This is a genomic window from Chromatiales bacterium (assembly GCA_020445605.1).
GTDB lineage: Bacteria > Pseudomonadota > Gammaproteobacteria > JAGRGH01 > JAGRGH01 > JAGRGH01.
Genome location: JAGRGH010000050.1, coordinates 1 through 24,577 on the forward strand (window position 1 = coordinate 1; position 24,577 = coordinate 24,577).

Sequence of the window (24,577 nt, forward strand, 5' to 3'; positions counted from 1 at the left end):
AAGGGGTGACCAGCAGCCGGCGCATCGAGCGGCTGTGCCGCGAGAACATCGTGTTCATGGCGCTCGGCGCCGATCTGCAACCCGACCACAGCACGATTGCCGATTTCATCTCGCGCTCGCCTGAAACGATCAGTGCGCTGTTCACCCAGGTCGTGATGACCTGCGACCAGCTGGGCCTGATCGGCAAGGAGATGTTCGCCATCGACGGCTGCAAGCTGCCCTCCAATGCCTCGAGGCAGTGGAGCGGCACACACGAAGAGCTGGACAAAAAGCGCAGGAAGATCGACCGGGCCGTGCGCCGCATGCTGCAACGCCATCGGGAAGAAGACACCGCAGCCACAGAACCTGACATCCACGAGCGCGAACAGGCGCAGATCAAAAAACTCAGGGCGGCCTCCAGGAAGATCAAGACCTTCCTCGACACGGAGCCCGAACGCCGTGGCGTCAGTGGGGCGGTGGTCAAGGGCAACCTCACCGACAATGAATCGGCGAAGATGAAGACCAGCCACGGGGTCATCCAGGGCTACACCGGCGTGGCGGCGGTCGATGACCGACACCAGATCGTCGTCTACGCCGAGGCCTTTGGCCAGGGGCAGCACGCGGCTCACGGCGAATGTTTGCCGAAAAACGTCATAGCGTTATAGCGTTATAGTGCTACAATTAGCAACAGGAGGTGCCTTTTATGAGCGAATTATCCAAAAGATCAACAGTTTACTTCGACCCCGAGATTCACCATGCCCTTCGGGTTATGGCTGCAAACACTCATCAATCTGTGTCCGAATTCGTCAATGAGGCCGTTCGTATGGCCCTGCGCGAAGATCAAGAAGATCTGAGTGCGTTTGAAGAACGGGCGGCTGAGCCAACGCTGAGCTATGAGGAGTTGCTGGAAGATTTGAAATCTCATGGCAAATTATGAAATCCAGTTCAAAAAATCAGTTGCCAAAGATCTTCGCAGCATTCCGAAGAACGATGTTAGGAAAATACTGGAACGAATAGACGCTTTAGCGAAAAACCCAAGAGCCGAAGGCTGCATCAGATTGTCCGGCCAGAAGCGCTACCGCACACGGCAAGGTGTTTATCGAATTATCTACGAGGTTAAGGATGCCGAGATTATCGTGGTTGTGGTCAAGATTGGGCATCGTTCCCAAGTCTACAAAGGCAGCTGACAAGCAAGGCCGCCAGCAATGTTCGCTTCGCTCACTGGGACGTCAGCTTCGTCTCCGCCCGTTACGGCTGGCCTTATAGCTAGTGAACCAGATTCACAGCAACGAAAAACTGCTTCTCAGTACTGACCACCTCGCGCTGCTGCTGTTGGTCGCCGTTCTTGAAGCCCATTCCTGAGGCTGCTATAAAGACCTTTTAACAGCACCTCTGAAGAGGTCTACATGGGCACCAAGTTCTCCGAGGACGTCGTTCCACTCTCTGATCTAAAGGTCAATCCCGGCAAGGTTGTGAATCACGCCAGGGACAGCCATCGGCCTATACTGCTAACGAGTCGCGGGCGGGGTGTGGCAGTCGTTCAAGCTATTGATGAATATGAGAAAAATGAGGAAGAAAGGACTTTTCTCAGGGCGATTGCCAAAGGCATGATGGATGTGAAGGAAGGGAGACAACTCTCCTTGGCCGAGGTGCGCGAAAAGCTTGGAATGGGTTGAATGAAGGTCGTCGTTACTCGATCGGCTTTCGACGATCTCGAGTCGGTTAAAGAGTACTACGCGACGGAAGCGGTTCCCCAAATCGGGGAAAAATTCCAAAGGGAAATCTTCGCGCAAATCGAGCTTCTGGAAACCCATCCCGATCTCGGAAGGATTGTTCCAGAACTGAACACCACTTCAGTTCGGGAGCTGATTCACCCGCCCTTTCGCATTGTGTATCTGCGGGAGGAGTCGTCCGTTCATGTTATCCGTGTGTGGCGCAGCGAGCGTCTGCTAGTCCTGCCAGACAACGACAAATGAACATACAAGCCAGTCAGGCCCGGATGGGCGCGACGCTGACCTGATCTGAATCTCGCTGGCGGGCCGGTGAAGGCTCCCTTCACCCTTCAGGTGCGGGCCGCGGGCTCAGACCCCGGCTTCTTCGGCGTCCTTGTCGCGCTCGATCAGCGCGTAGGCGGAGTGGTTGTGGATGGACTCGAAGTTCTCGGCCTCGACCATGAACGAACGGATGCGCGCATCGTCGTTCAGTTTGCGGGCGATATCACGAACGAGGTCTTCGACGAATTTCGGGTTTTCGTAGGCGCGCTCGGTGACGTGCTTTTCGTCCGGGCGTTTGAGCAGGCCGTAGACCTCGCAGGAGGCCTCTCCTTCCACGACGTCAATGAGTTCCTCGAGCCACACGAAGCCGTTGGTGCGCGCGGTGACCGTGACATGCGAACGCTGGTTGTGCGCACCGTATTCTGAAATCTCTTTCGAGCACGGACACAGGCTCGTGACCGGCACCACGACGCGGATGAACATCGACGGCTGGCCGTCGCGCACCTCGCCGATGAATGTAACGTCGTAATCCATCAGGCTGCGGATGCCGCTGACCGGCGCGCGCTTTTCGACGAAGTACGGGAAGCGCATCTCGATGTGACCGACTTCGGCCTCCAGCCGCTCGGCGACCTCGTTGAGCATCTGCTTGAACGACTGCACGCTGACTTCGCGCTCATGGGCGTGCAGGATTTGCACGAAGCGCGACATGTGCGTGCCCTTGAAGTTGTGCGGCAGGTTCACGTACATGTTGAACGTGGCCACGGTGTGCTGCTCGCCCTCGGAGCGATCGCGAACACGGACCGGGTGGCGGATGTCCTTGATGCCGACCTTCTGGATCGGCAGGCGGCGCGTGTCGGCGCTGCCCTGCACATCGGCAATTTCTTCGCTACCGGGCACCGGTTGCAGATTCGTTTTCACAGCTTCTGGCTCCGTGTCGCCCGGAAGGGAGGGATTTCCTACTCGGCGGGCAGGTAATTTAACCACGAGAGGCCCATGCGCTCAAGCTGGGTCAGACGGTCGGGTGGCGCGGGCGTTCGGCATTTGCCGATTGAAAACATGGGCTTAGCGACGCGCCCGCGGATACCGGCGGAACACCGGCTCGCGCCCGCTTCGGGGCAGACTCGGGCCGCATCGTCACCGGCCATGCCCATGCACCGCCCGCGCCGGCCGCGCCGTGCACGAATCCGCGCGCAAGCGGGCTTCGCTGATAAAATTTCGCGATCCGAAACCTTTGAAACGAGTCCGTCCGCATGTCCAAGAATCGCCAGTACGTCGGGATCCACCGCGATCCGGAAGGCGGAATGAACCAGACCGGCAACATCATCCGCGACGCATGGGTGTTCGGGCTGCTGCCCGAGACCGAGACCTGCGAAGGCTGGGAGCCGGGCCGCATCGAGGCCCTGTGGGGCGAGGTCACCAAGGCTTGGGCGCCCTACGGCCACCTGCCCTCGCAGCTGCCGCCGGAGCTGCGCGAGCGCCATCAGCGCATCTACGCCGCGGCGATCAAGCACGCGCACGAGATGGGCTGGGACCCGGACTCGGCCCTGGACAGCGACCACTGAGCGGATGCACTACCAGCGGCAGACGTTCTTCCGCCCGGCGGAGTTCAAACGCGAATCCAGCACGCTGCGCGCGGACGTCTACAACGCACTGCGCCTGCTGCTCTCACGAAGCCAACGCGACTGCGTGTTCGTGCCGATCCGCGAGATGCAGTTTCTGGCCGTGATCACCAACGACGAGGTGATCTTCGTCGACAGCCAGGCCTATGCGGTGCGCGACGGCGAAGGCGGCCGCATGATCCTGGTCGCCTGGCAGAAGAACCAGACGCCGCGACCCGCGTCACTGAACGAATCCGTACCGGTCGACATCGTGCACTACGAGACGGCGCAGGACGAGGTCCAGCGCCGCCTGGTCGGTGCGTTTCTCGGTGCGATGAAGCTGATCCTCGAACGCCAGCACGATGCCGAACCGGAACCCTGCGCGAAGGTGATTTCCATTTCGTCCGCGCCGCGCGTGTAGCAGGTTTCTGTCAGCCGGTCAGGGCCGCAAACACCTTCGGCAGACGCTCCGGCAGGCGCTCCACATCGTCGACGATGGAATAGCGGTTCTCACCGAAGATGCGCGCGACGTAGCGGTCGGCTTCCGGGTCCAACGTCAGGCAGTAAGTGTGCACGCCCTGCATGGCGAGGTCTTCGACGGCCTTCTTGGCATCGTGACGCAGATACTGCGGATCGCGTTCGTCGATGTCGGCCGGTTCGCCGTCGGTGATCAGCAGCACCAGCCGCTTCTGCGCGTTCTGCTGCGTGAGGTGCCAGCCGGCGTGACGCAGGGCCGCGCCCATGCGGGTTGAAAGTCCGCCCTGCATGCCGGCCATGCGCGCCTTGGCTTCATCGTCGTAGGGCTTGTCGAAATCCTTGAAGCGGAAATACTGCACGTCGTGGCGGCCGTCCGATGCGAAGCCATGCACGGCGAAGCTGTCACCGATCGAGTCGATCGCCCAGGCCAGCAGCCCCGTCGACTCGCGCGTGAGATCGAGCACGCTCGGCGCCTCGTCATAGCCGGGGTCCTCTTCGGTCAGACCGCCGATCTTTTCGTTGGTGGATTCAGACAAATCCATCAGCACGACGATCGCGAGATCGCGCACATGCCGGGTGATGCGGATGTTGATGCGCGGGTCCGGCATGATGCCGCGCCGGATGTCGATCATTGCGCGCACCGCGGCGTTCAGGTCGAGTTCCTCGCCCTCCTCGTAACCGCGCCGACGCATGATGCCCTGCGGTTGCAGGTGGTCAATCAGGTGACGAATCCGCGAGGCGATGGGTTTGTGTTTCTCGAGGATTGAATCCATGAGTTCCGGGTCGCCGCGGCCCTGGCGCCGCTCGATGACGGTTGCCCAGTCCGGGCGCGCGAGCTGAACCTGGTAGTCCCACTCGGCATAGTGATAGGGATCGGAAACCGGCTCGACACCCTCGGTCGCGTTGAAACTCTTGGTGGTTTCGAGATCGTCTTCGTATGGGAACAATTCGGTCGCGAGGACCCAGACCTCCTGATGCTTGTCGGTGACCAGCTCGGAGTTGATCTCGTTGACCATCTCCATGACCGAGACATACTTGCGCACGGTCTGCTGGCTGCTCGGCATGTAGTCCACGCCGCGGCTCTCGAACATGTTCTCGGCGAAATCCCAGAAGTAGCGATTGTCGTCGCGATACGGAATCGGCCACTCCGAGAGCACCCGCACTGACGGGATCGCGGCACGCTCCACGATGCGGTTGTAGAAATTCACGCCCGCCATCCAGGACATGCGCGGGTTGTACGGGTCTTTCGCGAGTTCCGCGCGAAACGCCGCAGCCGCCTCGTTGACGAAGTCGGCCGAGTCTCGAAACGACGGGTCCATGATGGCGCGCGCCGTGCGCAACATCAGATCCATGGTCTCGTGCGGCTCACCGTAGTCGTCGTCTTTCGTGCGTTCCGCGGTGAAAAACTTCAACCAGAGTTTGCGCAGCCCCGGAAACTCGTTGTAGGCAAGGTACTCCACGCGCGCATCCTCGAACAGCTCGATGAAGCGCATCTGCGCCTGCGACAGCTGCTCGGCGGAAATCGGGTTGCGGGTATAGACCATGTGCGCCGCGGCGTGCGCGGCCGCCGCTCGATAGATCTCCAGGCCGTCGATGCCACGGAACGGATCGAAGGCATCGGGCAGGTGAATCTGAAAATCGCTGATGAACGGCTTCAGGCCGCGCCGCGATTCATAGTCGCCCGCCGTCGGGCGCATGAAAAACGCCCGGCCCCAGAGCGCGCGCAGATAAAAGTTCAGCTTGCGCTGGTTGTCGATGAACAGCGTGCCGCGCCGCTCCTTCTGCAAGACGCTGCGCGAGGATTCGGTCTTCAGCCCGTAGTAGGCCAGCTGTCCGTCGAGATCGCGCTGATGCGCCTGCGCGCCCCACATCGCCCAGCGGCGCAGGCCACCCAGCGTGAGCTTTGAGAGCAGCTCGTCCATGTTCTCCATCATCGGGCGCAGGCCCCGCGGGGCCTTGCCGGCGAGCTGATGCAGAAGCTTCAGATACCCGCGCATGACTTCCGCATCGCCGAGCCGCTGCGCCGCCAGCGGCATCACGCCCAGCACCATGGTGATGACGCTGCCGGAGGTGTGCGAGGCCAGTTTCATCATGGACTCGACGATATCGGGAACGACATCCTCGCCGACTTCCTTGGCGACGATCGGCAGCTCCTGGACGTAGGTCAGCACCAGATCCTGCCCGCGGTTCAGCGAGCACATGGCCTTGATGCCCTGCAAATAGTTCTCCAGCCCGCGCGGCGACATCACGCGCTGCGCCTCCTGATACGACGACTCGAGCGCCGCGAGGTGCTCGTGGTCGTCCGGATTCAGGCAGCTAACGTAGGCGGAAAAATCAATCGTCATCAATAGAACCGCAGAGGCGCTGAGTGCGCAGAGTTCAACTCAGTCAGACAAAACCACACGGCGCACACCAGATTTCATAATCGTAACGTTGAAATTTAGTAGCAGGCCAAGGTGTACACCAGTCGTGCGCAAATACGAAATAATCTGTGCAGTATGAATTGGCAACAGAGATTCAACAGCCTTTAATTCGACGATCAGTTCCCGCTCGACCAAAAAATCAGGACGGGCAATACCCACCTCACGACCTTTGTAGGCTTGTTTGAATTGAGGTTGACGCTCAAAAGTAACATTTCGAAGTTCGAGTTCAATTGCAAATGCAGCCTCGTAGACAGATTCCAAATAACCCGGCCCAGGCGCCTTATGCACCTCGATTGCCGCGCCGATAACACGCTCTGTCAACTCATTCAGGCGTCGATCCGGCTCTTTCAATACCAGGTTCTCCGCGTCCTCTGCGTCTCTGCGGTTAGCACGCTAAAAGTAGGTGTTTACCGCCGCGTGGAGGGTGTCGCGCATGTCCGGGTCGTCGGTGAGCGGGGTGACCAGTGCCATCTGGCAGGCCGACTGCGGTTCGATGCCCTTGCCGATGAGTTGTGCGGCGTAAACCAGAAGACGCGTGGACATGCCCTCGTCCAGCCCGTGTCCTTTGAGGTTTCGCGAACGCTGCGCGATCTGCACCAGCTTGCCGGCAATGTCCGCGCTCACACCGCCCTCGTGCTCGACGATCTCCGTTTCGATCTCGCTGGAGGGATAGTCGAAATTCATTCCGCCAAAGCGCTGTTTGGTGGACTGCTTAAGGTCCTTCATCAGCGACTGGTAGCCGGGGTTATAGGAAATGACGATCTGAAAGTCGGGGTGCGCATGCACCAGTTCGCCCTTTTTCTCCAGCGGCAGTACGCGCCGATGGTCGGTGAGCGGGTGGATGACGACGGTCGTATCCTGCCGGGCCTCGACGACCTCGTCGAGATAGCAGATCGCGCCGATGCGCGCGGCCACGGTCAGCGGTCCGTCCTGCCACTTCGTGCCGTTGATGTCGAGCAGGAACCGGCCGACGAGGTCCGATGCCGTCATGTCCTCGTTGCAGGCCACCGTGATCAGAGGCTTGCCGAGTTTCCAGGCCATGTATTCGACGAAGCGGGATTTTCCGCAGCCGGTCGGCCCCTTGAGCATGACGGGCATGCGCGCGGCATAGGCGGCCTCGTACATGGCCACTTCGTCACCAACGCTGCGGTAATAGGGTTCGTCGCTGATCTTGTACTGGTCGTTGTTCGGTTCGCTCATGTCTGGCCTCCAGCGGCCAGCCGCCGGCTTGCAGCGTGAGCCTCTTCGTTGGTCGAGGCCAGCTTCAATTGGCGTACTGATCGCTCAAACGAAAAAGCCCCTGCCCCGCCGGGCGGAACAGGGGCTGCGGTCAGGTGCGGCTGTTCCGGGGCCGGATCAGACCGGCTTGCCGCGGTAGATCACCAGCGCGGTGCCCTGCGATTGCGCGTAGTTGTCGTAGCCGATCAGACGCACATGATTCTTCGGGTTGGCAGCGCGACAGGCGGCCGCTTCAGCCAGAATGGCATCCACATCGGTTTCGCCGAACATCGGCAGCTTCCACATGTACCAGTAGGAACTCGTCGCGTTCTCCGGCTCGGTGTGCTCGATGGCCGGGTTCCAGCCCTTCTTGACGATGAACTCCACCTGGGAGCGGACCTGCGCGTCGGTCAGCGCAGGCAGATACGAAAGGGTCTCGAACTTGCGACTGCTCGGATCGGACAGACGCGAGCTGTAGTCTTGAACATCACTCATGTACGTAAACCTCTGGTTGTGCCGTTTCCGAACCTGATCGGAATCCGGCGTTCAACGGATCTATTCGGCTTTAGCCGCCAGCCTCCAGCTACCAGCGGAAAAGCTGGAAGCTGGTTGCTGGTTGCTGGCAGCTGGCAGCTGTTTTACTTGTGCGCCACGTCCAGCTTGTCGACCGTGTCGAATTCGAACTTGATCTCTTTCCAGGTCTCCATCGCCGCGGCCAGCTCGGGGCTGTGCTTGGCGGCTTCGCGCAGGACGTCCCCGCCACGCTTCTCGAGACCGTCGACACCGTTGCGGTTGCGGTCCTCGACGCAGGCTTCGAGTGCGACGCGGTTCGCCGCGGCTCCCGCGGCGTTGCCCCACGGATGGCCCAGCGTGCCGCCGCCGAACTGCAGGCAGGCATCGTCGCCGAAGATCGTCACCAGCGCCGGCATGTGCCACACGTGGATACCGCCGGAGGCGACCGGGAACACGCCCGGCATCGAACCCCAGTCCTGGTCGAAGAAGATGCCTCGGCTGCGGTCTTCCTTGACGTAGGAATCGCGCATCAGGTCGATCCAGCCCAGCGTCGCCTCGCGGTCGCCCTCGAGCTTGCCGACGACGGTACCGGAGTGCAGGTGGTCACCACCGGACAGGCGCAGCGCCTTGGCCAGCACGCGGAAGTGGATGCCGTGGTGCGGGTTGCGGTCGAGCACGGCGTGCATGGCGCGGTGGATGTGCAGCAGCATGCCGTTGTCGCGGCACCACTGGGCCAGACCGGTATTGGCGGTCAGGCCACCCGTCAGGTAGTCGTGCATGATGATGCGCGCACCCAGTTCCTTGGCGTGCTCGGCACGCTTGAACATCTCGTCCGGAGTCGACGCGGTGCAGTTCAGATAGTGGCCCTTGCGCTCACCGGTCTCGGCCTCGGCCTTGTTGACAGCCTCCTGCACGAAGTCGAAACGCTGGCGCCAGCGCATGAACGGCTGGCTGTTGATGTTCTCGTCGTCCTTGGTCAGGTCCAGACCACCACGCAGGCATTCGTACACGGCACGGCCGTAGTTCTTCGCGGACAGACCCAGTTTCGGCTTGATGGTGCAGCCGAGCAGCGCGCGACCGTATTTGTTGAGAATGTCGCGCTCGACCTGGATGCCGTGCGGCGGGCCGTTGCAGGTCATGACGTAGGCGACCGGGAAGCGTACGTCTTCCAGGCGCAGGGCACGGATGGCCTTGAAGCCGAACACGTTGCCGACCAGCGAGGTGAACACGTTGACGACGGAGCCTTCCTCGAACAGGTCGATCGGATAGGCGACGAATGCGTAATAGCAGGAATCGTCACCCGGCACGTCTTCGATGGCGTAGGCGCGACCCTTGTAGTAGTCGAGATCGGTCAGAAGATCGGTCCAGACCGTGGTCCAGGTGCCGGTCGACGACTCGGCGGCGACCGCCGCAGCGGCCTCTTCGCGCGGCACGCCCGGCTGCGGGGTGATCTTGAAGCACGCCAGGATGTCGGTGTCCTTCGGCGTGTAATCCGGCATCCAGTATGTCTCGCGGTACTCTTTTACGCCCGCGTCGTATTTCTTGGCCATCGTGGACTCCTAACTCGTAGGGTAGAAAACGGGTGAGCGAGCGCCCGCCCGGGTATGCCCACCGGCAAGGCAGGCGTCTTGGTTGTGCAAGGACGGACACCTTAGCCGAGCCCGACCCATCAATAAAAATCAATTTAACTGATCGACGATATTAGATAGGATTATGGTTTACCCCCCTACCCTAAGCCTTTCTAAGTGAACATCACCCTGCGCCAGCTGCGTGTATTCGAAGCGGCCGCCCGGCATCTGAACTTCACGCGCGCTGCCGAGGAGCTGTTCCTGACCCAGCCCGCGGTGTCCATGCAGATCAAGCAGCTGGAACAGCAGGTCGGCGAACCGCTGTTCGACCAGCTGGGCAAACAGATCCAGCTCACCGAGACCGGCCGCGAGGTCTATCGCTACAGCGTGGCGATCGCCAACCAGATCGACGAGTTGCGCATGGTCCTAGAGGAGCGGCACGGCCTCCAGACCGGTCGCCTGCAACTGACGGCCGCGAGCACGGCGAACTATTTCGTGCCGACCCTGCTTGGCGTGTTCAACCGCCGGCACGCCGGCATCACGGTGAACATCGAAATCACCAACCGCGAGAATCTGCTGAAGGCCCTGACCTCGAACACCACGGATTTCGCGATCATGGGTCAGCCGCCGGAATCCGCGCAGGACATCGAGGCGCACGCGTTTCTGGACAACCCGCTGGTCGTGCTCGCCCCGCCGGATCACCCCCTCGCCGGGGAACGCGCGATCTCGCTCGAACGCCTGAGCACGGAGACGTTCATCGCCCGCGAGCGGGGTTCGGGCACGCGCGCGGCGCACGAGCGCTTTTTCGCCCAGCACGGCATGACGGCGTTTCCCCTGTGCATGGAGATGAACAGCAACGAGGCGATCAAACAGGCGGTGCAGGCCGGGCTCGGTGTCTCGGTGCTGTCGGTCCACACCGTCGAGGTCGAGCTGTTGCTCGAGCGGCTGGTCATTCTCGATGTCCAGGGCTTTCCGATCATGCGCCAGTGGCACATCGTGCACCGGCGCGGGAAACGGTTCTCCGCGGTCGCTGACGCATTCCGCGAGTTCGTGCTGAGTGAGGCACGCAATCTGATCCAGGTACCCTCGGCTGCGTAGCTTCTGTCACGCCCCCCTTCCGCACGCCTGTAACCCGATAAAACGATCATGCGAATCATCTATACGCAACACGTCCCGTTCGAAGACCTCGGCGCGATGGCGCCGTGGTTTCGCGCGCGCGGCATTGAACCTGGGGCCGTGCGCCTGGACCTCGGTCAGGCCCTCCCCGAATCGGACTCGTTTGACGCGCTGATCGTCATGGGCGGCCCGATGGGCGTGAACGACAACGATCAGTACCAATGGCTGGAGCCCGAGCGTGAGCTGATTCGCTCGGCGATCCGCAACGGGCGGCACGTGCTGGGGGTCTGTCTGGGCGCCCAGCAGATCGCGGCGGCCATGGGCGCGCGCGTGTACCGCAACGCCGAACGCGAGATCGGCTGGTTCGACATCACGTCCACACCGCAGGCCGGCAGCCATCCGCTCGGTCGCGCCCTGCCCGCACGCGACGCGGTGTTTCACTGGCATGGCGATACGTTCGATCTGCCGAATGATGCCGTGTGGCTGGCGAGATCCGACGCCTGTGCGCACCAGGCCTTCGCGCTGGGCGATCGCGTACTGGCGTTGCAGTTTCACCTGGAGACGACAGTCGAATCCGCGACCGCGCTCACGGTGAACTGCGCGGACGAGATGGTGCCGGCGAAGTATGTTCAGAGCACGGCCCAGGTGCTTTCCGATCCGCAACGATTCGAGGTCCTGAACCGACACATGGCGGCGCTGCTCGAGGCGTGGATCGCTGCCTGACACACACTGACACAGCGCTCGCCCGAGGCGGCCCTGTCCGCCTGCTATGCTTGAAACTCCAACTTCGAAGGAGTCTTGAACATGTCCGTCGCCAAAGTCACCGAGATCATCGCTTCATCCGACAAGAGCTTTGAGGACGCCGTGCGCAAGGGCGTCAAGCGCGCGTCGAAGACCCTGCAGGGCGTAACCGCGGCCTGGGTCAAGGATCAGCAGGTCACCGTCGAAGACGGCGTCGTGAAGGAATATCGCGTCACGTTGAAGGTCACTTTCATCCTGAAGTGACACAGCAGTGGCCGGCCGTGTGGCCGGCCACGGTTCCCGATTCAGCGCGTGGACGTTTCCGCCAGTCTCTGCCAGGTGGAAATCACCGTGTCGGGGTTCAGCGAAATGCTGTCGATCCCCTGCGCGACCAGCCACTCGGCGAGTTCCGGATAGTCCGACGGACCCTGCCCGCAGATGCCGACGTAGCGTCCGGCCTTCTTGCAGGCACGAATCGCCTGACGCAGCATTGCGAGCACCGCCGGATTGCGCTCATCGAACACATGCGCGACGAGACCGGAGTCGCGATCCAGCCCGAGCGTGAGCTGGGTCATGTCGTTCGAGCCGATTGAAAACCCGTCGAACACTTCCAGGAAGCGCTCGGCAAGCACGACATTCGACGGCAGCTCGCACATCATGACGATGCGCAACCCGTTGTCGCCGCGGCGCAGTCCTTCCGCTTCCAGCACCTCGATGACACCATGCGCCTCCTCCAGCGTGCGCACGAAGGGAATCATGAGTTCGACGTTGGTCAGCCCCATGTCGTTGCGCACCCGCCGCATCGCTTCGCATTCCAGCGCGAACGATGGGCGAAAATCCTTCGATACATACCGCGAGGCGCCACGGAAACCGATCATCGGGTTTTCCTCGTGTGGCTCGTACTGTTCACCGCCGATCAGGTTCGCGTACTCGTTCGACTTGAAGTCCGAAAGCCGCACGATGACCGGGTTCGGATGAAATGCCGCGGCAATCGTTGCAACGCCCTCGACGATGCGCGAAACGTAGAACTCGCGCGGACTTGCATAGCCGCTGGTGTGCTGATCGATCGTCTCGCGCAGATCATCCGGCAGGTTCGGATGGTCGAGAATTGCCCGCGGGTGGACACCGATCCGGTTGTTGATGATGAATTCGAGCCGCGCGAGACCAACGCCCGCGTTCGGAATCGCCCGAAACGCAAACGCACGTTCCGGGTTGCCGACGTTCATCATGATGCGCACCGGCGGTTGCGGCAGGGTGCCGGTCGACAGTTCGCGAACCTCCCAGTCCAGCCGCCCGGCATACACGTAACCGGTATCGCCCTCGGCGCAGGACACCGTCACCTCGGTGCCGTCCATAAGCCGTTCGCTGGCGTCACCGCAGCCGACGATCGCCGGCAGGCCGAGTTCGCGTGCAACGATCGCGGCATGACAGGTGCGGCCACCGCGATTCGTGACGATCGCGGCGGCGCGCTTCATGACCGGCTCCCAGTCCGGATCGGTCATGTCGGTGACGAGGATGTCGCCGGGCTCGACGCGATCCATTTCGGCCGCGCTGGAAATCAACCGCACTGGTCCGTCGGCAATGCGCTGACCAATCGCCCGGCCCTCGACCAGCGCCGTGCCACGCCCGTGCAGGGTGTAGCGCTGCTCGGTCCCGGCTGTCTCGCGCGCCTTTACGGTCTCGGGGCGGGCCTGCAGGATGTAAAGCTGGCCGTCGCGTCCGTCCTTGCCCCACTCGATGTCCATCGGACGGCCGTAGTGCGCCTCGATCGCCATTGCGTGGCGCGCGAGCTGTTCGACTTCCACGTCGGTCAGTGAGAAACGCAGGCGATCGGCAGGGTCCACATCGACGGTGGCGATCGAGCGGCCGGCCGCCGTCTGATCGGTGAACACCATCTTCAGGGCCTTGCCGCCACGGTTTCGCGACAGGATCGCGGGACGGCCCGCGTCGAGGTTTGGCTTGTAGACATAGAACTCGTCGGGGTTCACGGCCCCCTGCACGACCGCCTCGCCGAGCCCGTACGAACCGGTGATGAACACCACATCGCGAAATCCGGACTCGGTGTCCAGCGTGAACATGACACCGCTGGCCGCCAGATCGGAGCGCACCATGCGCTGCACACCGGCCGACAGTGCAACCTCCGCGTGGTCGAAGCCGTGGTGCACGCGGTAGGCAATCGCCCGATCGTTGTAGAGCGAGGCAAACACGTGCCGCACCGCCTCGATGACATTGTCGAGCCCGGCGATGTTCAGGAAGGTTTCCTGCTGGCCGGCGAACGAGGCCTCGGGCAGATCCTCGGCGGTCGCCGACGAACGCACCGCGAGCGGCATCGCGGCATCCCCGCCGGTCAGTTCGCCCCAGGCCTGTTCGATGGCCTCACGCAGCGCGACCGGCAGTTCGGCACCCAGCACCCGTTCGCGGATCTCGCGACCGGCGGCCGCCAGTGCGTTGACATCGTCCACGTCGAGCCCGGCGAGGCGCGCGTCGATATCGGCCTTGAGCCCGGAATGGTTCAGGAACTCCCAGAACGCATGCGCCGTGGTCGCAAATCCGTCCGGCACCTGCACGCCGGACTGCGCCAGGCCACTGAGCATCTCGCCCAGCGAGGCGTTCTTGCCGCCGACGCGGGGCACATCCCCCATGCCGAGTTCGGAGAATCGGATGACATACAGATCGGACACGGCACTACCCCTGGAGTTTGTTGTGGCTCAGAGTAAAGTAATGAAAACGAAAAATCTCATTGGATGATTCAATGCAAAGGCAAGTCTATTTCGTCTCCGACTCGACCGGACTCACCGTCGAGCGCCTCGGCCGCGCCCTGCTCACCCAGTTCCCGGACTTCGAGTTCCGCACCCAGACCCTGCCGTTCATTGACAACCGGCCGAAGGCCGAACTCGCCGCTGACCGGATCCGGCGCAGTCTCGGCGACGGCGAACCGCCGATCGTGCTGACCTCGATCGTCGACCCGGCGGTACGCGAGGTCGTCGACGCCTGCGGCGGGGTCGTGCTCGACGTGCTCGAGACCTTCATCCACCCGCTGGAGGCCGCGCTGGGCGCAAAGGCCGCGCCGATTGTCGGCCATTCGCACAACATGAGCACGAACGGGGCCTATGCACGGCGCGTGGACGCCATCAACTACGCACTTGCCCATGACGACGGCCTGCGCCCGAAGGAACTCGAGGAAGCGGCGGTCGTACTGATTGGCGTGTCACGCTCGGGCAAGACCCCGACGAGTCTGTATCTCGCCATGCAGTTCGGCATTCAGGCCGCGAACTACCCGCTGACCGACGACGACTTCGAACGCGGCGGGCTGCCGGCGCAGGTCCTCGCGTATCGGGCCAAGCTGTTCGGCCTCACGATCGACCCGGAACGCCTCGCCGCGATCCGCCAGGAACGTTACCCGAACAGCCGTTACGCGAGTCTGGAGGTATGTCGCCGCGAGGTCCGCCAGGCCGATGCGATTTTCAAGCGCCTGGGCGTGCCGGTGCTCAATTCCACGCAGATGTCGATCGAGGAACTCGCAACCAGCATCCTCGAGCAGGCCGGACTGCGGCGGCAGGCCTGAGCCAGCGACCATTTCACGCATCGCGGTTGGAGCTTAACAGGTTGTTGAAAAAGGCCAATCCATGGCCTTTTCAACATCGCAACCGAAAAGCGCGGTTTTCGGTTGCTCACGAAAATCAAACACTTGTGTGTTCGATTTTCGGGCGAGACGTCCCTGTCTCGCGTTAACAGGCCGTTGAAAAGACAATTTCAACAGCCTGTTCAATCGCCCCTCAGCTACACTGGACCGCCCTTCGCTAGGACACCCCAATGCAACCGATCCTCTACGAACGCCGCCCCGCCCCTGGCAAGCTCGATGTCATGGGCGTGGATGACTGGCCGATCTGGGAGAAGGAAGTCTCGGTGTTTCCGTGGACCTACGATGCACAGGAGACCTGCTACATCCTCAAGGGCCACGTGATCGTGACACCGGATGGCGGCGAGCCGGTGGAACTCGGCGCCGGCGACCTCGTGACCTTCGCCAAAGGCCTGAGCTGTACCTGGGACATCCGCGAGCCGATAAAAAAGCATTACAGCTTCGACTGAACGCGGCTGAGACCACGCAGCGCGACGGGATTGCAGGCGCACGCGTGCATTGCGCAGCGGGTCTATTACGGGGAAGTAAGGTGGTGGCCAGGGGCGGAATCGAACCACCGACACGCGGATTTTCAGTCCGCTGCTCTACCAACTGAGCTACCTGGCCGTATTCGGCAAAACTGCGTTGCTGTGCTTACATCCCTGTAGCGTCGCCCGGCCCGGCCATCCACGGCCGGTCGTTCGCACCTTCGAAAGCCATGTTAAATGGCTTTCGATGGCCTTAAGGCCACCGGCGCTCACCCAACTGGCAGGCTCGCCAAAAATGCAGGCCGGCTATTAGACCCGCGGGGCCCGGGAGCGTCAAGCGCACCCACGCCGGAACCGGTCTGAAGACGCCCCGCCGTCGAGACCATGGCGATCCTTGAACGCCGGCAAGGCGCAGCGAGCACGGTGCAGCTGTCGCCGCAGGCGCAGGCCGCACATCCAGAGGGAAACTCGACCCGGCCGCAAGGGACGCAGCTGAAACCGTATCCCGACTGAGTTGCCTGGCGGCTTGCCGGCACCCGGGATTCAGGCAGGTCCTAGTAGGTCGTTGAAAAAGGCCCATCCATGGCCTTTTCAACGTCGCAACCGAAAAGCGTAGTTTTCGGTTGCTCACGAAAATCAAACACTTGCATGTTCGATTTTCGGGCGAGACGTCCGTGTCTCGCGATATCAGGCTGTCGAAATGAGAATTTCAACAGCCTGCTAGACGCAGTTCGGTCTGCGTATCGGGCGGCTCCAGCAGATTGACCGAGGCCGGACAGTGCCGCATGCGCTCGACGATGTAGGCGATATCGTCGGAACTTGGCGCGCCCGAAGCGAGTTGTCCTTCGAAGCGAATGTGCAGCCGTTTCATGCGCCAGTCTTCTGCGGTCAGAACGTCAATCGTGCCGCTTGCACTGCTCAGCACGAACCCGCGCTCGGCCGCATTGGTACGCATGTACAGGTGCTGACAGTTCAGAATCGCGTAGACGAACATCAGAAAACCCGGCACCTGTGGACCGAGTTCAAACGGAGTCCAGCCCTCAGCGGTCAGGATCTCGGTCCGGTTCGCAACGGGCGCGTTGTCGCTGCCTTCGTAGCGGCAGTTGCAGCGCATCTGGAACTTGCGGTCGGCCATGAGCGGAACCCGGATCGAAGATGGTTCCGTCAGCTTGCCGGAGCCGACCGGTGCCGGTGTTGATCCGGATCAGCCGCCGGCGGCGATCGCCTCAAGTGCTGCGCCCACATCGGCCTCGGCCACGGGAAACGGCAACAGGTGGTCGATGGGGAAGCGCGCCGTGAGCCGCTCGAGCTGGTGGGCGTATTCCTGGTCGTAGAACACGATTGACCGGGCGCCGCCAAATCGCTCCAGCGTGGCGAGCAGGGTCTCGAGCGAACTGGTGCGGTCGCGAAAATCGGACTGAAAGTTGAACTCGGCCACTACGACATCCGGCATGGTCTTGCGGATCTGCGCGGTGGCCTTGCGCACGCTTGCAACCGCATCGACCGTGTACCCGTGCCGCTGGTACAGCGGCGTGAAATTCGGATAGCCGCCGAGTTCGACGACGCTGAGCAATCGCTTCATAAATCCAACGTTACTTAATGATTTATAGTCTTTTTCATTACGCGATGCTCGATTTCACCGAACAGCCGGTGTCCCGGCCCGTCGTCGTGATATCCCGCACGCGCGTAGAAGCCGACGGCGTTCGTGCGTGCCTCAAGCACGATGCTGGTGAACCCTTGACCGCCGGCAACCCTTTCCAGCTCGGCCAGAAGCATGCCGCCAACGCCCCTGCCCCGCCCGGATTCGGCCACGGCCATATAGCGGACCTGGGCCTGCCCGTCCGCGCGCCGATGCAGACGCGCGCAACCCACGAGTGTGCCGGCAACATCGAACGCCGCGCGGTGCCAGGCCTCGGCATCGTCCTCATCGCGTTCGCTGCCCGGCGACTGTTTCCAAGGCTGTCGCAACACCTGCCAGCGCAGCGCGTAGTAGGCGCTCCATTCCGCCGGCGTGCCGGGTTCGCGGATCGTAGGCGCGTCAGCCAAACACGACCCAGGTCGTGGCGATGTACTTCACCCCGGCCTCCAGGGTCACGCCGCGGTGCTCGTGGGTCCAGAACGGCGGAAACACGATCAGCTTGCCTGCTTCGGGGCGCACCCGGATGCCCTGGTACAGGAACTCCGTTTCGCCGCCGGGTCCCGGCACGTCGTTGAGATACCAGACCGCGACGAGCTGCCGATAGGCAAACTGGTGGCTGCCGCCGTCGATATGCCAGTGGTAGAACTCGCCGGGGTCCGTACGCTGGATGGCGTAGCCCATGTCCTTGAATGGGCCCTTGAAGAACGGGTAGGCCGCGCGGAATTCGCGCATCGACCGGCCCAGCGACCCGAACAGCCAGCCGTCGACGTCCTTCCAGTCCGGCTTGCCGCTGACGACCAGATCCGTCGAGCGCTTGATGGACGCGTCGTGATCGGCCTGCTGGCCGATGCGGCCCGGATACTGCTGTTCGAGCTTGTCCTCGAAGCGGCGGATCATTTCGCTGCATTGCTCCGCGGTGAGGGCGCCGCGGCGCTCGAACACGAAGCTTCCCGGGGCAAGTTCCAGCCAACCCGCCGGTAACGCGTCCGGCGCCTTGCGCCCGTCAACGCTCACAGACGGGACGCTTCGATGGTCGCGACGATCCCCGCATCCGCCGCCGCCGGATCATCGCGATACAACTCGACACAGCGTATCCCGATGTCCAGCCAGTGCTCGCGCCCGCGCCCGACGGTGTCTCGAAGCGACCTGATCCCCCCGCCCTCGCGCCATGCCTCGTAGCCTCGCCACAGCGCCGGAAAAATCTCCTTGCGCATTCCGGTCAGGCCGCCAAACCAGAAGTGCAGCCGGGCGGCGTCGTCGGCATCGATCAGCGCAGGCAGGGTTTCGAGGCAATCGGCGAGGTGGTCGCGCACGGCGCGCAGCATGATCTCGGCACGTGAACGCGGCAGCGAACAAAGCAGCTCGGGCCAGAATTCACCGAGCAGACGGCCGGCACGAACCTCGCCGATTTCGTGGCGACGCAGCGTGTCGAGCTCGCTGCGGGTCAGACGTTCGAGCGATTCGTCGAAGTCGTCGTCAAAATCGTAGAACGCGAATGCCCGGCCCAGCGCGGAATCCGGACGGCTCCAGCGCCAGACCTCCAGGCGTTCCCAGAGCATGCGTTGCAGGGATTCCCGGCGGATATAGATGACCTCGTCGCGCGTCATCGCCGGCGGCGACGTGAGATCGCGTGCGTACTCTCGCCCGACGGTATGCACCGTGTAGCCGTCGCGCTGTTCCGTGGACTCACGCTCGCCGAGAAAGAAATGCGCGAGTGCGCCCGAGCCGTAACCGCCGCTGTAGACAAGGCCATCACGATCCAGTGCCGCGTTGATGCCTACATCGTCAAACGGGTCGAAGTCCTCGGCACCGATCACGACCGGGGCAAACGGCTCGGCTTCGAGGTCCTCGAGTTCGGCCTCGCGCTCGGCGAGCCATTGCCCGACTGCCTCGTTCGGCAGCGACGCGGTGAACGCCAGGCCCTGCGCCCAGCGGTAATATTCCCGCATTTTCATGAGGTAAACGCACATCGAGTAACGCGAGGTCGAATGCGCGTCGGCGATGTTGCAGTTGTGCTGAACGGCGCCACGCAGGGTCGCGAGGCGAACGTCGGGATCGGTTCGGGAGACGCCGTCAGACATGGGCGCAGGCATGGCTCGGGCGGACAGCCCGGGCGGTACAATACACGCCCGGTGGGCAAACCCCAAGGCGCTTCAAGAAATGGCGATTCGCATCAAGAGCCGCTGGCACGACTCGCAACGCAACGAGGCGGCCGACAAATCCCTGCACGACGCCGCCGGCGCGCTGGCGTTCATCGCCTGGCGACTCGCGCTGGACAAGGCCAAGAACCTGCACGGCCAGGACTTCGTCTATCGCACCGATGGCCAGCGCGTCGCCGTGATCTGCGAATATCTCGCGTTCTGCGTACAGATCGCGGATCGGCTCGTGCATCGCATGGGTTACGACGACGGCGACCGTCGCGTGTTCATCGAGGCCTTTGCACGACGCGTTGCCGAGCACGTGGAGGACAACGCGATTGATCTGTTCGGCCCCGGCGACTATCGCAGCGGTTTCATCGCGACGCTCAATGAGCGCGCCGGAGAATACGCCGACTACGGTTACGACGATGACGGCCCGGCCTACTCGTTTCTGCACCTGCTCGGGCAGAAGATTCTCGGCATCATGGGCAGCGACCAGACCAACAAATGGGCGATCGATCAGGTCATGGAGATCGACGCGCCGGCCGTCGACGAGCGCCTGCGCAAGGCGCTGACGGATCTGTTGTCCTGACGCACCGCGAAACTCGGCCACAAAAAAGGCGGCTCGCGGCCGCCTTTTTCGTTTCTGGACGTTGACTGGCGCAACCCACCGGCTGCGCCGCCCGAATCACTTCTTGATCCAGTTCTCGAAGTTGTCGGTCGAACGCTCCTCGCCATCCGAATAACCGGCCTCATAGGCCTCGGTGACGCGCTGTTCTTCGACCTTCGGGTTCTGCAGATAACCCGACATCCAGCCGATCATGTACTGCTGGTCAACGCCCATTTCTTCCATCTGCGTGACTGCGTCGTAGTAGGTCTGGTCAACCATCGTTGTGTTGTCTCCGCGTAATCGTTTTGGAACACCAGATCGGCGCCGCCTTGCGAATGCAGCTCCGCTCGTCCGGATTGTCGTGTGGCCAACCGCAAGCCGCAGGCGGATGGGGGCCATGCTGCCGCGCAGTAACGCAGATCGTTGTCGGCACGCCTGTGGTTGTCAGGCGCATGATCCGCGCGGGCGCGACGCCCGCTGCCGTTTGGCGCTCGTCGAGCGCGCTGGCCGCGCAGTCGGGCAGCGCATTAGAATACTTTGCTTTGCTAATGAAGCGCAATCTCACGACCGTGATCTGAATCAATGCGTCCAGCCCAGCTCGCAACCGTCCTCGACCGGGAATTCTCCAGCGCCGACGCCGGCCATCACACGCCCGTGATGCTCTGGGGCCCGCCGGGCGTCGGCAAGTCGCAGATCGTCGCCCAGATCGGCGCCCGCCACGGCGCGCCGGTCATTGATATTCGCCTGTCGCAGATGGAACCCTCGGACCTGCGCGGAATCCCGTTTAGGGCCGGCGACCTGGTCGAGTGGGCGGTGCCGGCCATGCTGCCCGACACGGGCCGCCACGGTCCGAAGGGCATCCTGTTCCTAGACGAGCTGACTTCGGCCTCGCCAAGCGTCTCGGCGGCCGCCTACCAGCTGATCCTGGACCGTCGGCTGGGTGCCTACGAGGTGCCGGGTGGCTGGGCGATCTTCGCGGCCGGCAACCGTCAGGGCGACCGCGGCGTGACCTACACGATGCCGGCGCCGCTGGCGAACCGTTTCTCGCACTTCGAGTTCGAAACCAATCTGGACGACTGGGTCGCCTGGGCCTATGCGAACTCGATCAGCGAAACGGTGATCGCATTCCTGCGGTTCCGGCCCGAGCTGCTGTTCGATTTCGACCCCGCGCACAACCCGGTTGCGTTCCCCTCGCCGCGCTCCTGGGAATTCGCGCACCGCGCCATGGCGAAATTCGCCGACCGGCCGGACCTGCTGCAAGGGGCCTTGCAGGCCTGCGTCGGTCCCGCGGCCGGCATCGAGCTGAACGCCTTCCACCAAAACCTGGAGAAAATGCCGGACCTGGACGCCATCGTGCGTGGCGAAGAGATCGCGGTACCCAGGGAGATCGATCTTCAGTACGCGGTCGCCGCGGCGCTCGTCGGCCGGGCGATCCGCGCACGCGGCGAGTCCAACGCACGGACCGTGCTCGGCCACATACTCGACTACGCCGCGCGGTTCCCGCAAAAGGAGATGGGCGTCATGCTCGTGTCGGACATGCACCGTGCCGTGGGTGCGGATCTCTTCGAGGTGCCGCAGTTCCAGTCCTGGGCAAAGAGCATCGCCGACGTGATGCTCTACGACGGTCGCTGATGAAGCCCGAGGCGATCGAGACCAAACTCGCCGCGGCGCGCACACGCCTGATCCTCGACAAACCGTTTCTCGGCGCCCTAGTGCTGCGCCTGCCGCTGGTAGCGGCCGGCGACTGGTGCGAAACAACGGCTTCCGACGCGCGCAAGCTTTACTTCAACCCGGAATACATTGACAGCCTGAGCCTGTCCCAGACCCAGTTCGCCCTCGCGCACGAGGCCCTGCACTGCGCCCTGTCGCACTTCGCGCGCCGTGGTCACCGTCTCAAACACCGTTGGGACGTGGCCTGCGACTTCGCCGTGAATCCGCTGCTGATCGACGACGGACTCGAACCACCGCCGGGCATCCTGCACGAGCCCAGCTTCGCCGGCATGACGGCGGAGGAGATCTATCCGTACACGGACGATCTCGAAGACGTTGAGACCCACGACCAGCACCTCTGGGACGAAACACCACAGAGCGAAGGCCGCGGCGAAGCCCCACCGCGCGGAAACGAACCCGGTGGCGATGGGCCAAAACACGAGCCCGACGAGGAGCGCTCCGGCTCCGGCGCGCCACCTCCACCACTCGCGCCGGACGAGGCCGACACGCTGTCCGTCCAGTGGCAGCAGCGCATGGCCGGCGCCGCACAGCAGGCCCTTGCGGCCGGCAAGCTCGGCGGCGCACTCGCGCGGATGCTCGACCACCTGCTGCAGCCACAGTTGCCGTGGCGCATGCTGCTGGCGCGCTACATGACGCCGCACGCACGCGACGACTACAGCTACATGCGCCCGTCCCGCCGTGAGGGCAGCGCGATCCTCCCGTCGCTGCGCTCCAGCGAGATCAATGTCGCTGTGACCGTTGACACCTCGGGCTCCATCACACGTGCGGAGCTGGACGAGTTCCTTTCTGAAATCAATGCGTTGAAGGGCCTTCTTCGAGCGCGAGTCACGTTGATCGCCTGCGACGCCGAGATCTGCGGCGACGGGCCATGGCTATTCGAACCGTGGGAGCCACTGAAACTTCCGGAGCGCCTCGGTGGTGGTGGCGGCACACGCTTCACGCCGGCATTCGAGTGGCTCGCCGGCCAGGATCGCGCGCCGGACCTGCTCGTCTACTTCACGGATGCCGTCGGAGAATTTCCGCCGCTTGCGCCCAACTACCCCGTGCTGTGGCTGGTCAAGGGGCGGCAAAGGGTGCCCTGGGGACAGCGCATCCAGCTGAACGGCTGATTGAAACCGCTCTCAAGCTTTCCCGGACGGTCGCGTTGCGGACCGCCGGCCCGGGGTCGCTGATAAGCTTGGCGGAACCGTTGCCCGGCCGCGAGGTCCATCCCGGCGTGACCGTCAGCCAGCCATTGCGTTCTTGCCTTTGCGGCGCGCTGCTGTGCGTTGCCGGCGGCGCCGATCCGGCGCTGGCCGACGACGAACGTATCCGGCTGCCGGACATGGGCGATTCCTCGTCCACCGTGTACACGGCAGCGGACGATGCCAAGCTCGCGCGCGAGTTCATGCGCCAGATCCGCCGCCGCGCGAAGGTCATCGAGGACCCGGTGATCGCCGACTACGTCGCACGCCTCGGGGCGCGGCTGGCCGCCCATGCCGAAGACCCGTTGCGGGGTTTCACCTTCTTTGTACTGCTAGATCCGACAATCAATGCCTTCGCCGGACCCGGAGCCTACATCGGCGTGCACACGGGCCTGATCACGACCGCGCAGACCGAGGGTGAACTCGCGGCCGTGCTCGCGCATGAGATTGCCCACGTGACCCAGAACCACCTCTCGCGGCGGTTCGAGCTGGCGAGTCAGATGGCCCTGCCGACTGCGGCGGCGCTGATAGCCGCGATCGCGCTCGGCATGTCGGCGGGGGCCTCGGGTGGGATTGCGGCAGCGGCCGCCGTGCAAGCCGGCGCCCTGCAGCAGCAGATCAATTTCACGCGCGCCAACGAACAGGAAGCGGATCGGATCGGGCTTGCCCTGCTTGCCGGAACGGGGTTCGATCCCCGCTCGATGCCGGCCTTTCTCGAACAGATGCAGCGTGCGACCCAGATCGAGCAGACCAAGCTGCCCGAGTACCTGCTGACCCACCCCATCACCTCCAATCGCGTGGCCGACACCAGGGCCCGGGCCGAAACCTACCCGTACAAGCAGACCGAAAGCGAACTCGAATTTTTCATTGTGCGCGAGCGCATCGCGCTGGCCGACGAGACCCGCACCGACCTGGCCGTATCGCAGCGCCGCGCGGCGCTGGAGTCCGGGCGACACCGAAATGCCGACGCCGCCCGCTACGGGCTGGCCCTCGCGTTGTCGAGGGCCGGACGCCATGACGAAGCCGAGGCAGAGGCCGCCTCGCTCGCCCGCCGGCTTCCCGACGAACCCACGATCGCCGCGCTGCGTGGGGAAGTCGCGTTTGCACGCGGCAATTTCGCCCAGGCGCGGAACCTTCTCGCCGGCGCGATTGCCACCCATCCCGGCAACCCGGTGCTCGCCGTGCCCTACGCACGGGCCCTGCTGGCCGTGAACGAGCCCGCCGAGGCCCGCAGGGTGCTCTCCCGTCTCATAGAAGATGGCTATGGTGGGGTAGAGGTCTATCGGCTGGCGGCGGATGCAGCCAGCCGGGCCAACGACCTTGCCGACGGATACCTGTTCCAGGCCGAGTTTCATTACCTGTCGGGTAATACGGAAGCGGCAGTGCGACAACTAGAACTCGCACAGGGGCTCAAGAACGTGGATTTCTATCAGCGTGCACGAATCGACGCGCGCCTGAAGGAAGTTCGCGAGGTCCTGGCAGAGGAAAAAAAGGACAAGCGGACCGGTTAGACATTCATGGTTGCAAAATGCAACTTGCAT

Annotated in this window: 29 protein-coding genes and 1 tRNA gene; 16 read left to right on the forward strand and 14 right to left on the reverse strand. The window is 63.1% G+C overall.

Annotation, left to right across the window (positions count from 1 at the left end; all coding sequences use genetic code 11):
• The 5 genes from KDG50_11880 to KDG50_11900 all read left to right on the forward strand — a co-directional run.
• Window positions 1–644 (forward strand): transposase (locus tag KDG50_11880; GenBank protein ID MCB1866117.1); only part of this gene is annotated, 644 nt, incomplete at its 5' end.
• 38 nt (window positions 645–682) lie between these two features.
• The gene (locus KDG50_11885; GenBank protein ID MCB1866118.1) at window positions 683–916 is read left to right on the forward strand and encodes a CopG family transcriptional regulator; all 234 of its coding nucleotides are present in this window, start codon (window positions 683–685) and stop codon (window positions 914–916) included.
• Window positions 903–1,166: a type II toxin-antitoxin system RelE/ParE family toxin gene (locus KDG50_11890; protein MCB1866119.1), complete on the forward strand. Its 264-nt coding sequence runs from the start codon at window positions 903–905 to the stop codon at window positions 1,164–1,166. The genes KDG50_11885 and KDG50_11890 overlap by 14 nt, the downstream gene beginning before the upstream one ends.
• A 219-nt stretch (window positions 1,167–1,385) precedes the next feature.
• On the forward strand, window positions 1,386–1,655 hold the full coding sequence (locus tag KDG50_11895; protein ID MCB1866120.1) for a type II toxin-antitoxin system Phd/YefM family antitoxin: 270 nt from the start codon (window positions 1,386–1,388) through the stop codon (window positions 1,653–1,655).
• On the forward strand, window positions 1,656–1,955 hold the full coding sequence (locus KDG50_11900) for a type II toxin-antitoxin system RelE/ParE family toxin (protein ID MCB1866121.1): 300 nt from the start codon (window positions 1,656–1,658) through the stop codon (window positions 1,953–1,955).
• Between the two features lie 105 nt (window positions 1,956–2,060).
• Here KDG50_11900 and KDG50_11905 read toward each other — a convergent pair whose 3' ends face one another.
• A complete protein-coding gene (locus tag KDG50_11905; protein MCB1866122.1) occupies window positions 2,061–2,891 on the reverse strand; it encodes a GTP cyclohydrolase I FolE2 in 831 nt (276 codons plus the stop codon).
• A gap of 332 nt (window positions 2,892–3,223) precedes the next feature.
• Here KDG50_11905 and KDG50_11910 point away from each other — a divergent pair, with 332 nt between their 5' ends.
• Together KDG50_11910 and KDG50_11915 are read left to right on the forward strand one after the other, a co-directional pair.
• Window positions 3,224–3,535 (forward strand): hypothetical protein, encoded by a 312-nt coding sequence (locus KDG50_11910; GenBank protein MCB1866123.1) that lies wholly within the window; start codon window positions 3,224–3,226, stop codon window positions 3,533–3,535.
• Window positions 3,536–3,539: 4 nt separating this feature from the next.
• Window positions 3,540–3,992, forward strand: coding sequence for a hypothetical protein (locus tag KDG50_11915; protein ID MCB1866124.1), 453 nt, complete (start codon window positions 3,540–3,542; stop codon window positions 3,990–3,992).
• Window positions 3,993–4,002: 10 nt separating this feature from the next.
• Here KDG50_11915 and KDG50_11920 read toward each other — a convergent pair whose 3' ends face one another.
• The 5 genes from KDG50_11920 to KDG50_11940 all read right to left on the reverse strand — a co-directional run bounded on the left by KDG50_11920 (window position 4,003) and on the right by KDG50_11940 (window position 9,752).
• Window positions 4,003–6,393: a nitric oxide reductase activation protein NorD gene (locus KDG50_11920; protein MCB1866125.1), complete on the reverse strand. Its 2,391-nt coding sequence runs from the start codon at window positions 6,391–6,393 to the stop codon at window positions 4,003–4,005.
• 39 nt (window positions 6,394–6,432) lie between these two features.
• On the reverse strand, window positions 6,433–6,801 hold the full coding sequence (locus tag KDG50_11925; GenBank protein MCB1866126.1) for a GxxExxY protein: 369 nt from the start codon (window positions 6,799–6,801) through the stop codon (window positions 6,433–6,435).
• 63 nt (window positions 6,802–6,864) lie between these two features.
• Window positions 6,865–7,671, reverse strand: coding sequence for a CbbQ/NirQ/NorQ/GpvN family protein (locus KDG50_11930; protein ID MCB1866127.1), 807 nt, complete (start codon window positions 7,669–7,671; stop codon window positions 6,865–6,867).
• A 156-nt stretch (window positions 7,672–7,827) separates the two neighbouring features.
• The gene (locus KDG50_11935; protein ID MCB1866128.1) at window positions 7,828–8,184 is read right to left on the reverse strand and encodes a ribulose bisphosphate carboxylase small subunit; all 357 of its coding nucleotides are present in this window, start codon (window positions 8,182–8,184) and stop codon (window positions 7,828–7,830) included.
• 143 nt (window positions 8,185–8,327) lie between these two features.
• A complete protein-coding gene (locus tag KDG50_11940) occupies window positions 8,328–9,752 on the reverse strand; it encodes a form I ribulose bisphosphate carboxylase large subunit (protein MCB1866129.1) in 1,425 nt (474 codons plus the stop codon).
• 195 nt (window positions 9,753–9,947) lie between these two features.
• On the opposite strand from KDG50_11940, the gene KDG50_11945 reads away from it, so the two are divergent.
• The 3 genes from KDG50_11945 to KDG50_11955 all read left to right on the forward strand — a co-directional run bounded on the left by KDG50_11945 (window position 9,948) and on the right by KDG50_11955 (window position 11,891).
• The gene (locus KDG50_11945) at window positions 9,948–10,868 is read left to right on the forward strand and encodes a LysR family transcriptional regulator (protein MCB1866130.1); all 921 of its coding nucleotides are present in this window, start codon (window positions 9,948–9,950) and stop codon (window positions 10,866–10,868) included.
• Window positions 10,869–10,916: 48 nt separating this feature from the next.
• Window positions 10,917–11,609 (forward strand): type 1 glutamine amidotransferase, encoded by a 693-nt coding sequence (locus KDG50_11950; GenBank protein MCB1866131.1) that lies wholly within the window; start codon window positions 10,917–10,919, stop codon window positions 11,607–11,609.
• Window positions 11,610–11,690: 81 nt separating this feature from the next.
• A complete protein-coding gene (locus KDG50_11955) occupies window positions 11,691–11,891 on the forward strand; it encodes a dodecin domain-containing protein (GenBank protein ID MCB1866132.1) in 201 nt (66 codons plus the stop codon).
• A gap of 41 nt (window positions 11,892–11,932) precedes the next feature.
• Here KDG50_11955 and ppsA read toward each other — a convergent pair whose 3' ends face one another.
• Window positions 11,933–14,308 carry a phosphoenolpyruvate synthase gene (gene ppsA, locus KDG50_11960; GenBank protein MCB1866133.1) on the reverse strand — a complete coding sequence of 792 codons (2,376 nt, stop codon included), beginning with the start codon at window positions 14,306–14,308 and terminating at the stop codon, window positions 11,933–11,935.
• Between the two features lie 71 nt (window positions 14,309–14,379).
• On the opposite strand from ppsA, the gene KDG50_11965 reads away from it, so the two are divergent.
• Both KDG50_11965 and KDG50_11970 read left to right on the forward strand, forming a co-directional pair.
• A complete protein-coding gene (locus KDG50_11965) occupies window positions 14,380–15,192 on the forward strand; it encodes a kinase/pyrophosphorylase (protein MCB1866134.1) in 813 nt (270 codons plus the stop codon).
• A gap of 248 nt (window positions 15,193–15,440) precedes the next feature.
• Window positions 15,441–15,716, forward strand: coding sequence for a cupin domain-containing protein (locus KDG50_11970; GenBank protein MCB1866135.1), 276 nt, complete (start codon window positions 15,441–15,443; stop codon window positions 15,714–15,716).
• An 81-nt stretch (window positions 15,717–15,797) separates the two neighbouring features.
• On the opposite strand, the gene KDG50_11975 is transcribed toward KDG50_11970, so the two are convergent.
• From KDG50_11975 to KDG50_12000, 6 genes are all read right to left on the reverse strand, one after another.
• A tRNA-Phe gene (locus KDG50_11975) sits at window positions 15,798–15,873 on the reverse strand.
• Window positions 15,874–16,443: 570 nt separating this feature from the next.
• Window positions 16,444–16,869, reverse strand: coding sequence for an OsmC family protein (locus KDG50_11980; protein ID MCB1866136.1), 426 nt, complete (start codon window positions 16,867–16,869; stop codon window positions 16,444–16,446).
• 69 nt (window positions 16,870–16,938) lie between these two features.
• Complete coding sequence (locus tag KDG50_11985) at window positions 16,939–17,316, reverse strand: hypothetical protein (GenBank protein MCB1866137.1); 378 nt, start codon at window positions 17,314–17,316, stop codon at window positions 16,939–16,941.
• Between the two features lie 14 nt (window positions 17,317–17,330).
• Window positions 17,331–17,780 carry a GNAT family N-acetyltransferase gene (locus KDG50_11990; protein ID MCB1866138.1) on the reverse strand — a complete coding sequence of 150 codons (450 nt, stop codon included), beginning with the start codon at window positions 17,778–17,780 and terminating at the stop codon, window positions 17,331–17,333.
• The gene (locus tag KDG50_11995; protein MCB1866139.1) at window positions 17,773–18,270 is read right to left on the reverse strand and encodes a 2OG-Fe(II) oxygenase; all 498 of its coding nucleotides are present in this window, start codon (window positions 18,268–18,270) and stop codon (window positions 17,773–17,775) included. Before KDG50_11995 ends, KDG50_11990 begins: the two co-directional genes overlap by 8 nt.
• A gap of 113 nt (window positions 18,271–18,383) precedes the next feature.
• The gene (locus tag KDG50_12000; GenBank protein ID MCB1866140.1) at window positions 18,384–19,454 is read right to left on the reverse strand and encodes a hypothetical protein; all 1,071 of its coding nucleotides are present in this window, start codon (window positions 19,452–19,454) and stop codon (window positions 18,384–18,386) included.
• A 79-nt stretch (window positions 19,455–19,533) separates the two neighbouring features.
• On the opposite strand from KDG50_12000, the gene KDG50_12005 reads away from it, so the two are divergent.
• Window positions 19,534–20,103 carry a hypothetical protein gene (locus tag KDG50_12005; GenBank protein MCB1866141.1) on the forward strand — a complete coding sequence of 190 codons (570 nt, stop codon included), beginning with the start codon at window positions 19,534–19,536 and terminating at the stop codon, window positions 20,101–20,103.
• A 96-nt stretch (window positions 20,104–20,199) separates the two neighbouring features.
• Here the strand turns inward: KDG50_12005 and KDG50_12010 are convergent, their stop codons facing one another.
• Window positions 20,200–20,400 (reverse strand): hypothetical protein, encoded by a 201-nt coding sequence (locus KDG50_12010; protein MCB1866142.1) that lies wholly within the window; start codon window positions 20,398–20,400, stop codon window positions 20,200–20,202.
• Between the two features lie 303 nt (window positions 20,401–20,703).
• Between KDG50_12010 and KDG50_12015 the strand changes: the two genes are divergently transcribed.
• The 3 genes from KDG50_12015 to KDG50_12025 all read left to right on the forward strand — a co-directional run bounded on the left by KDG50_12015 (window position 20,704) and on the right by KDG50_12025 (window position 24,547).
• Window positions 20,704–21,753: an AAA family ATPase gene (locus KDG50_12015; GenBank protein MCB1866143.1), complete on the forward strand. Its 1,050-nt coding sequence runs from the start codon at window positions 20,704–20,706 to the stop codon at window positions 21,751–21,753.
• Entirely contained in the window at window positions 21,753–22,961 is a 1,209-nt protein-coding gene (locus KDG50_12020) for a hypothetical protein (protein ID MCB1866144.1), read from the forward strand. The genes KDG50_12015 and KDG50_12020 overlap by 1 nt, the downstream gene beginning before the upstream one ends.
• 68 nt (window positions 22,962–23,029) lie before the next feature.
• On the forward strand, window positions 23,030–24,547 hold the full coding sequence (locus KDG50_12025; GenBank protein MCB1866145.1) for a M48 family metallopeptidase: 1,518 nt from the start codon (window positions 23,030–23,032) through the stop codon (window positions 24,545–24,547).
• The last annotated feature ends 30 nt before the right edge of the window (window positions 24,548–24,577 follow it).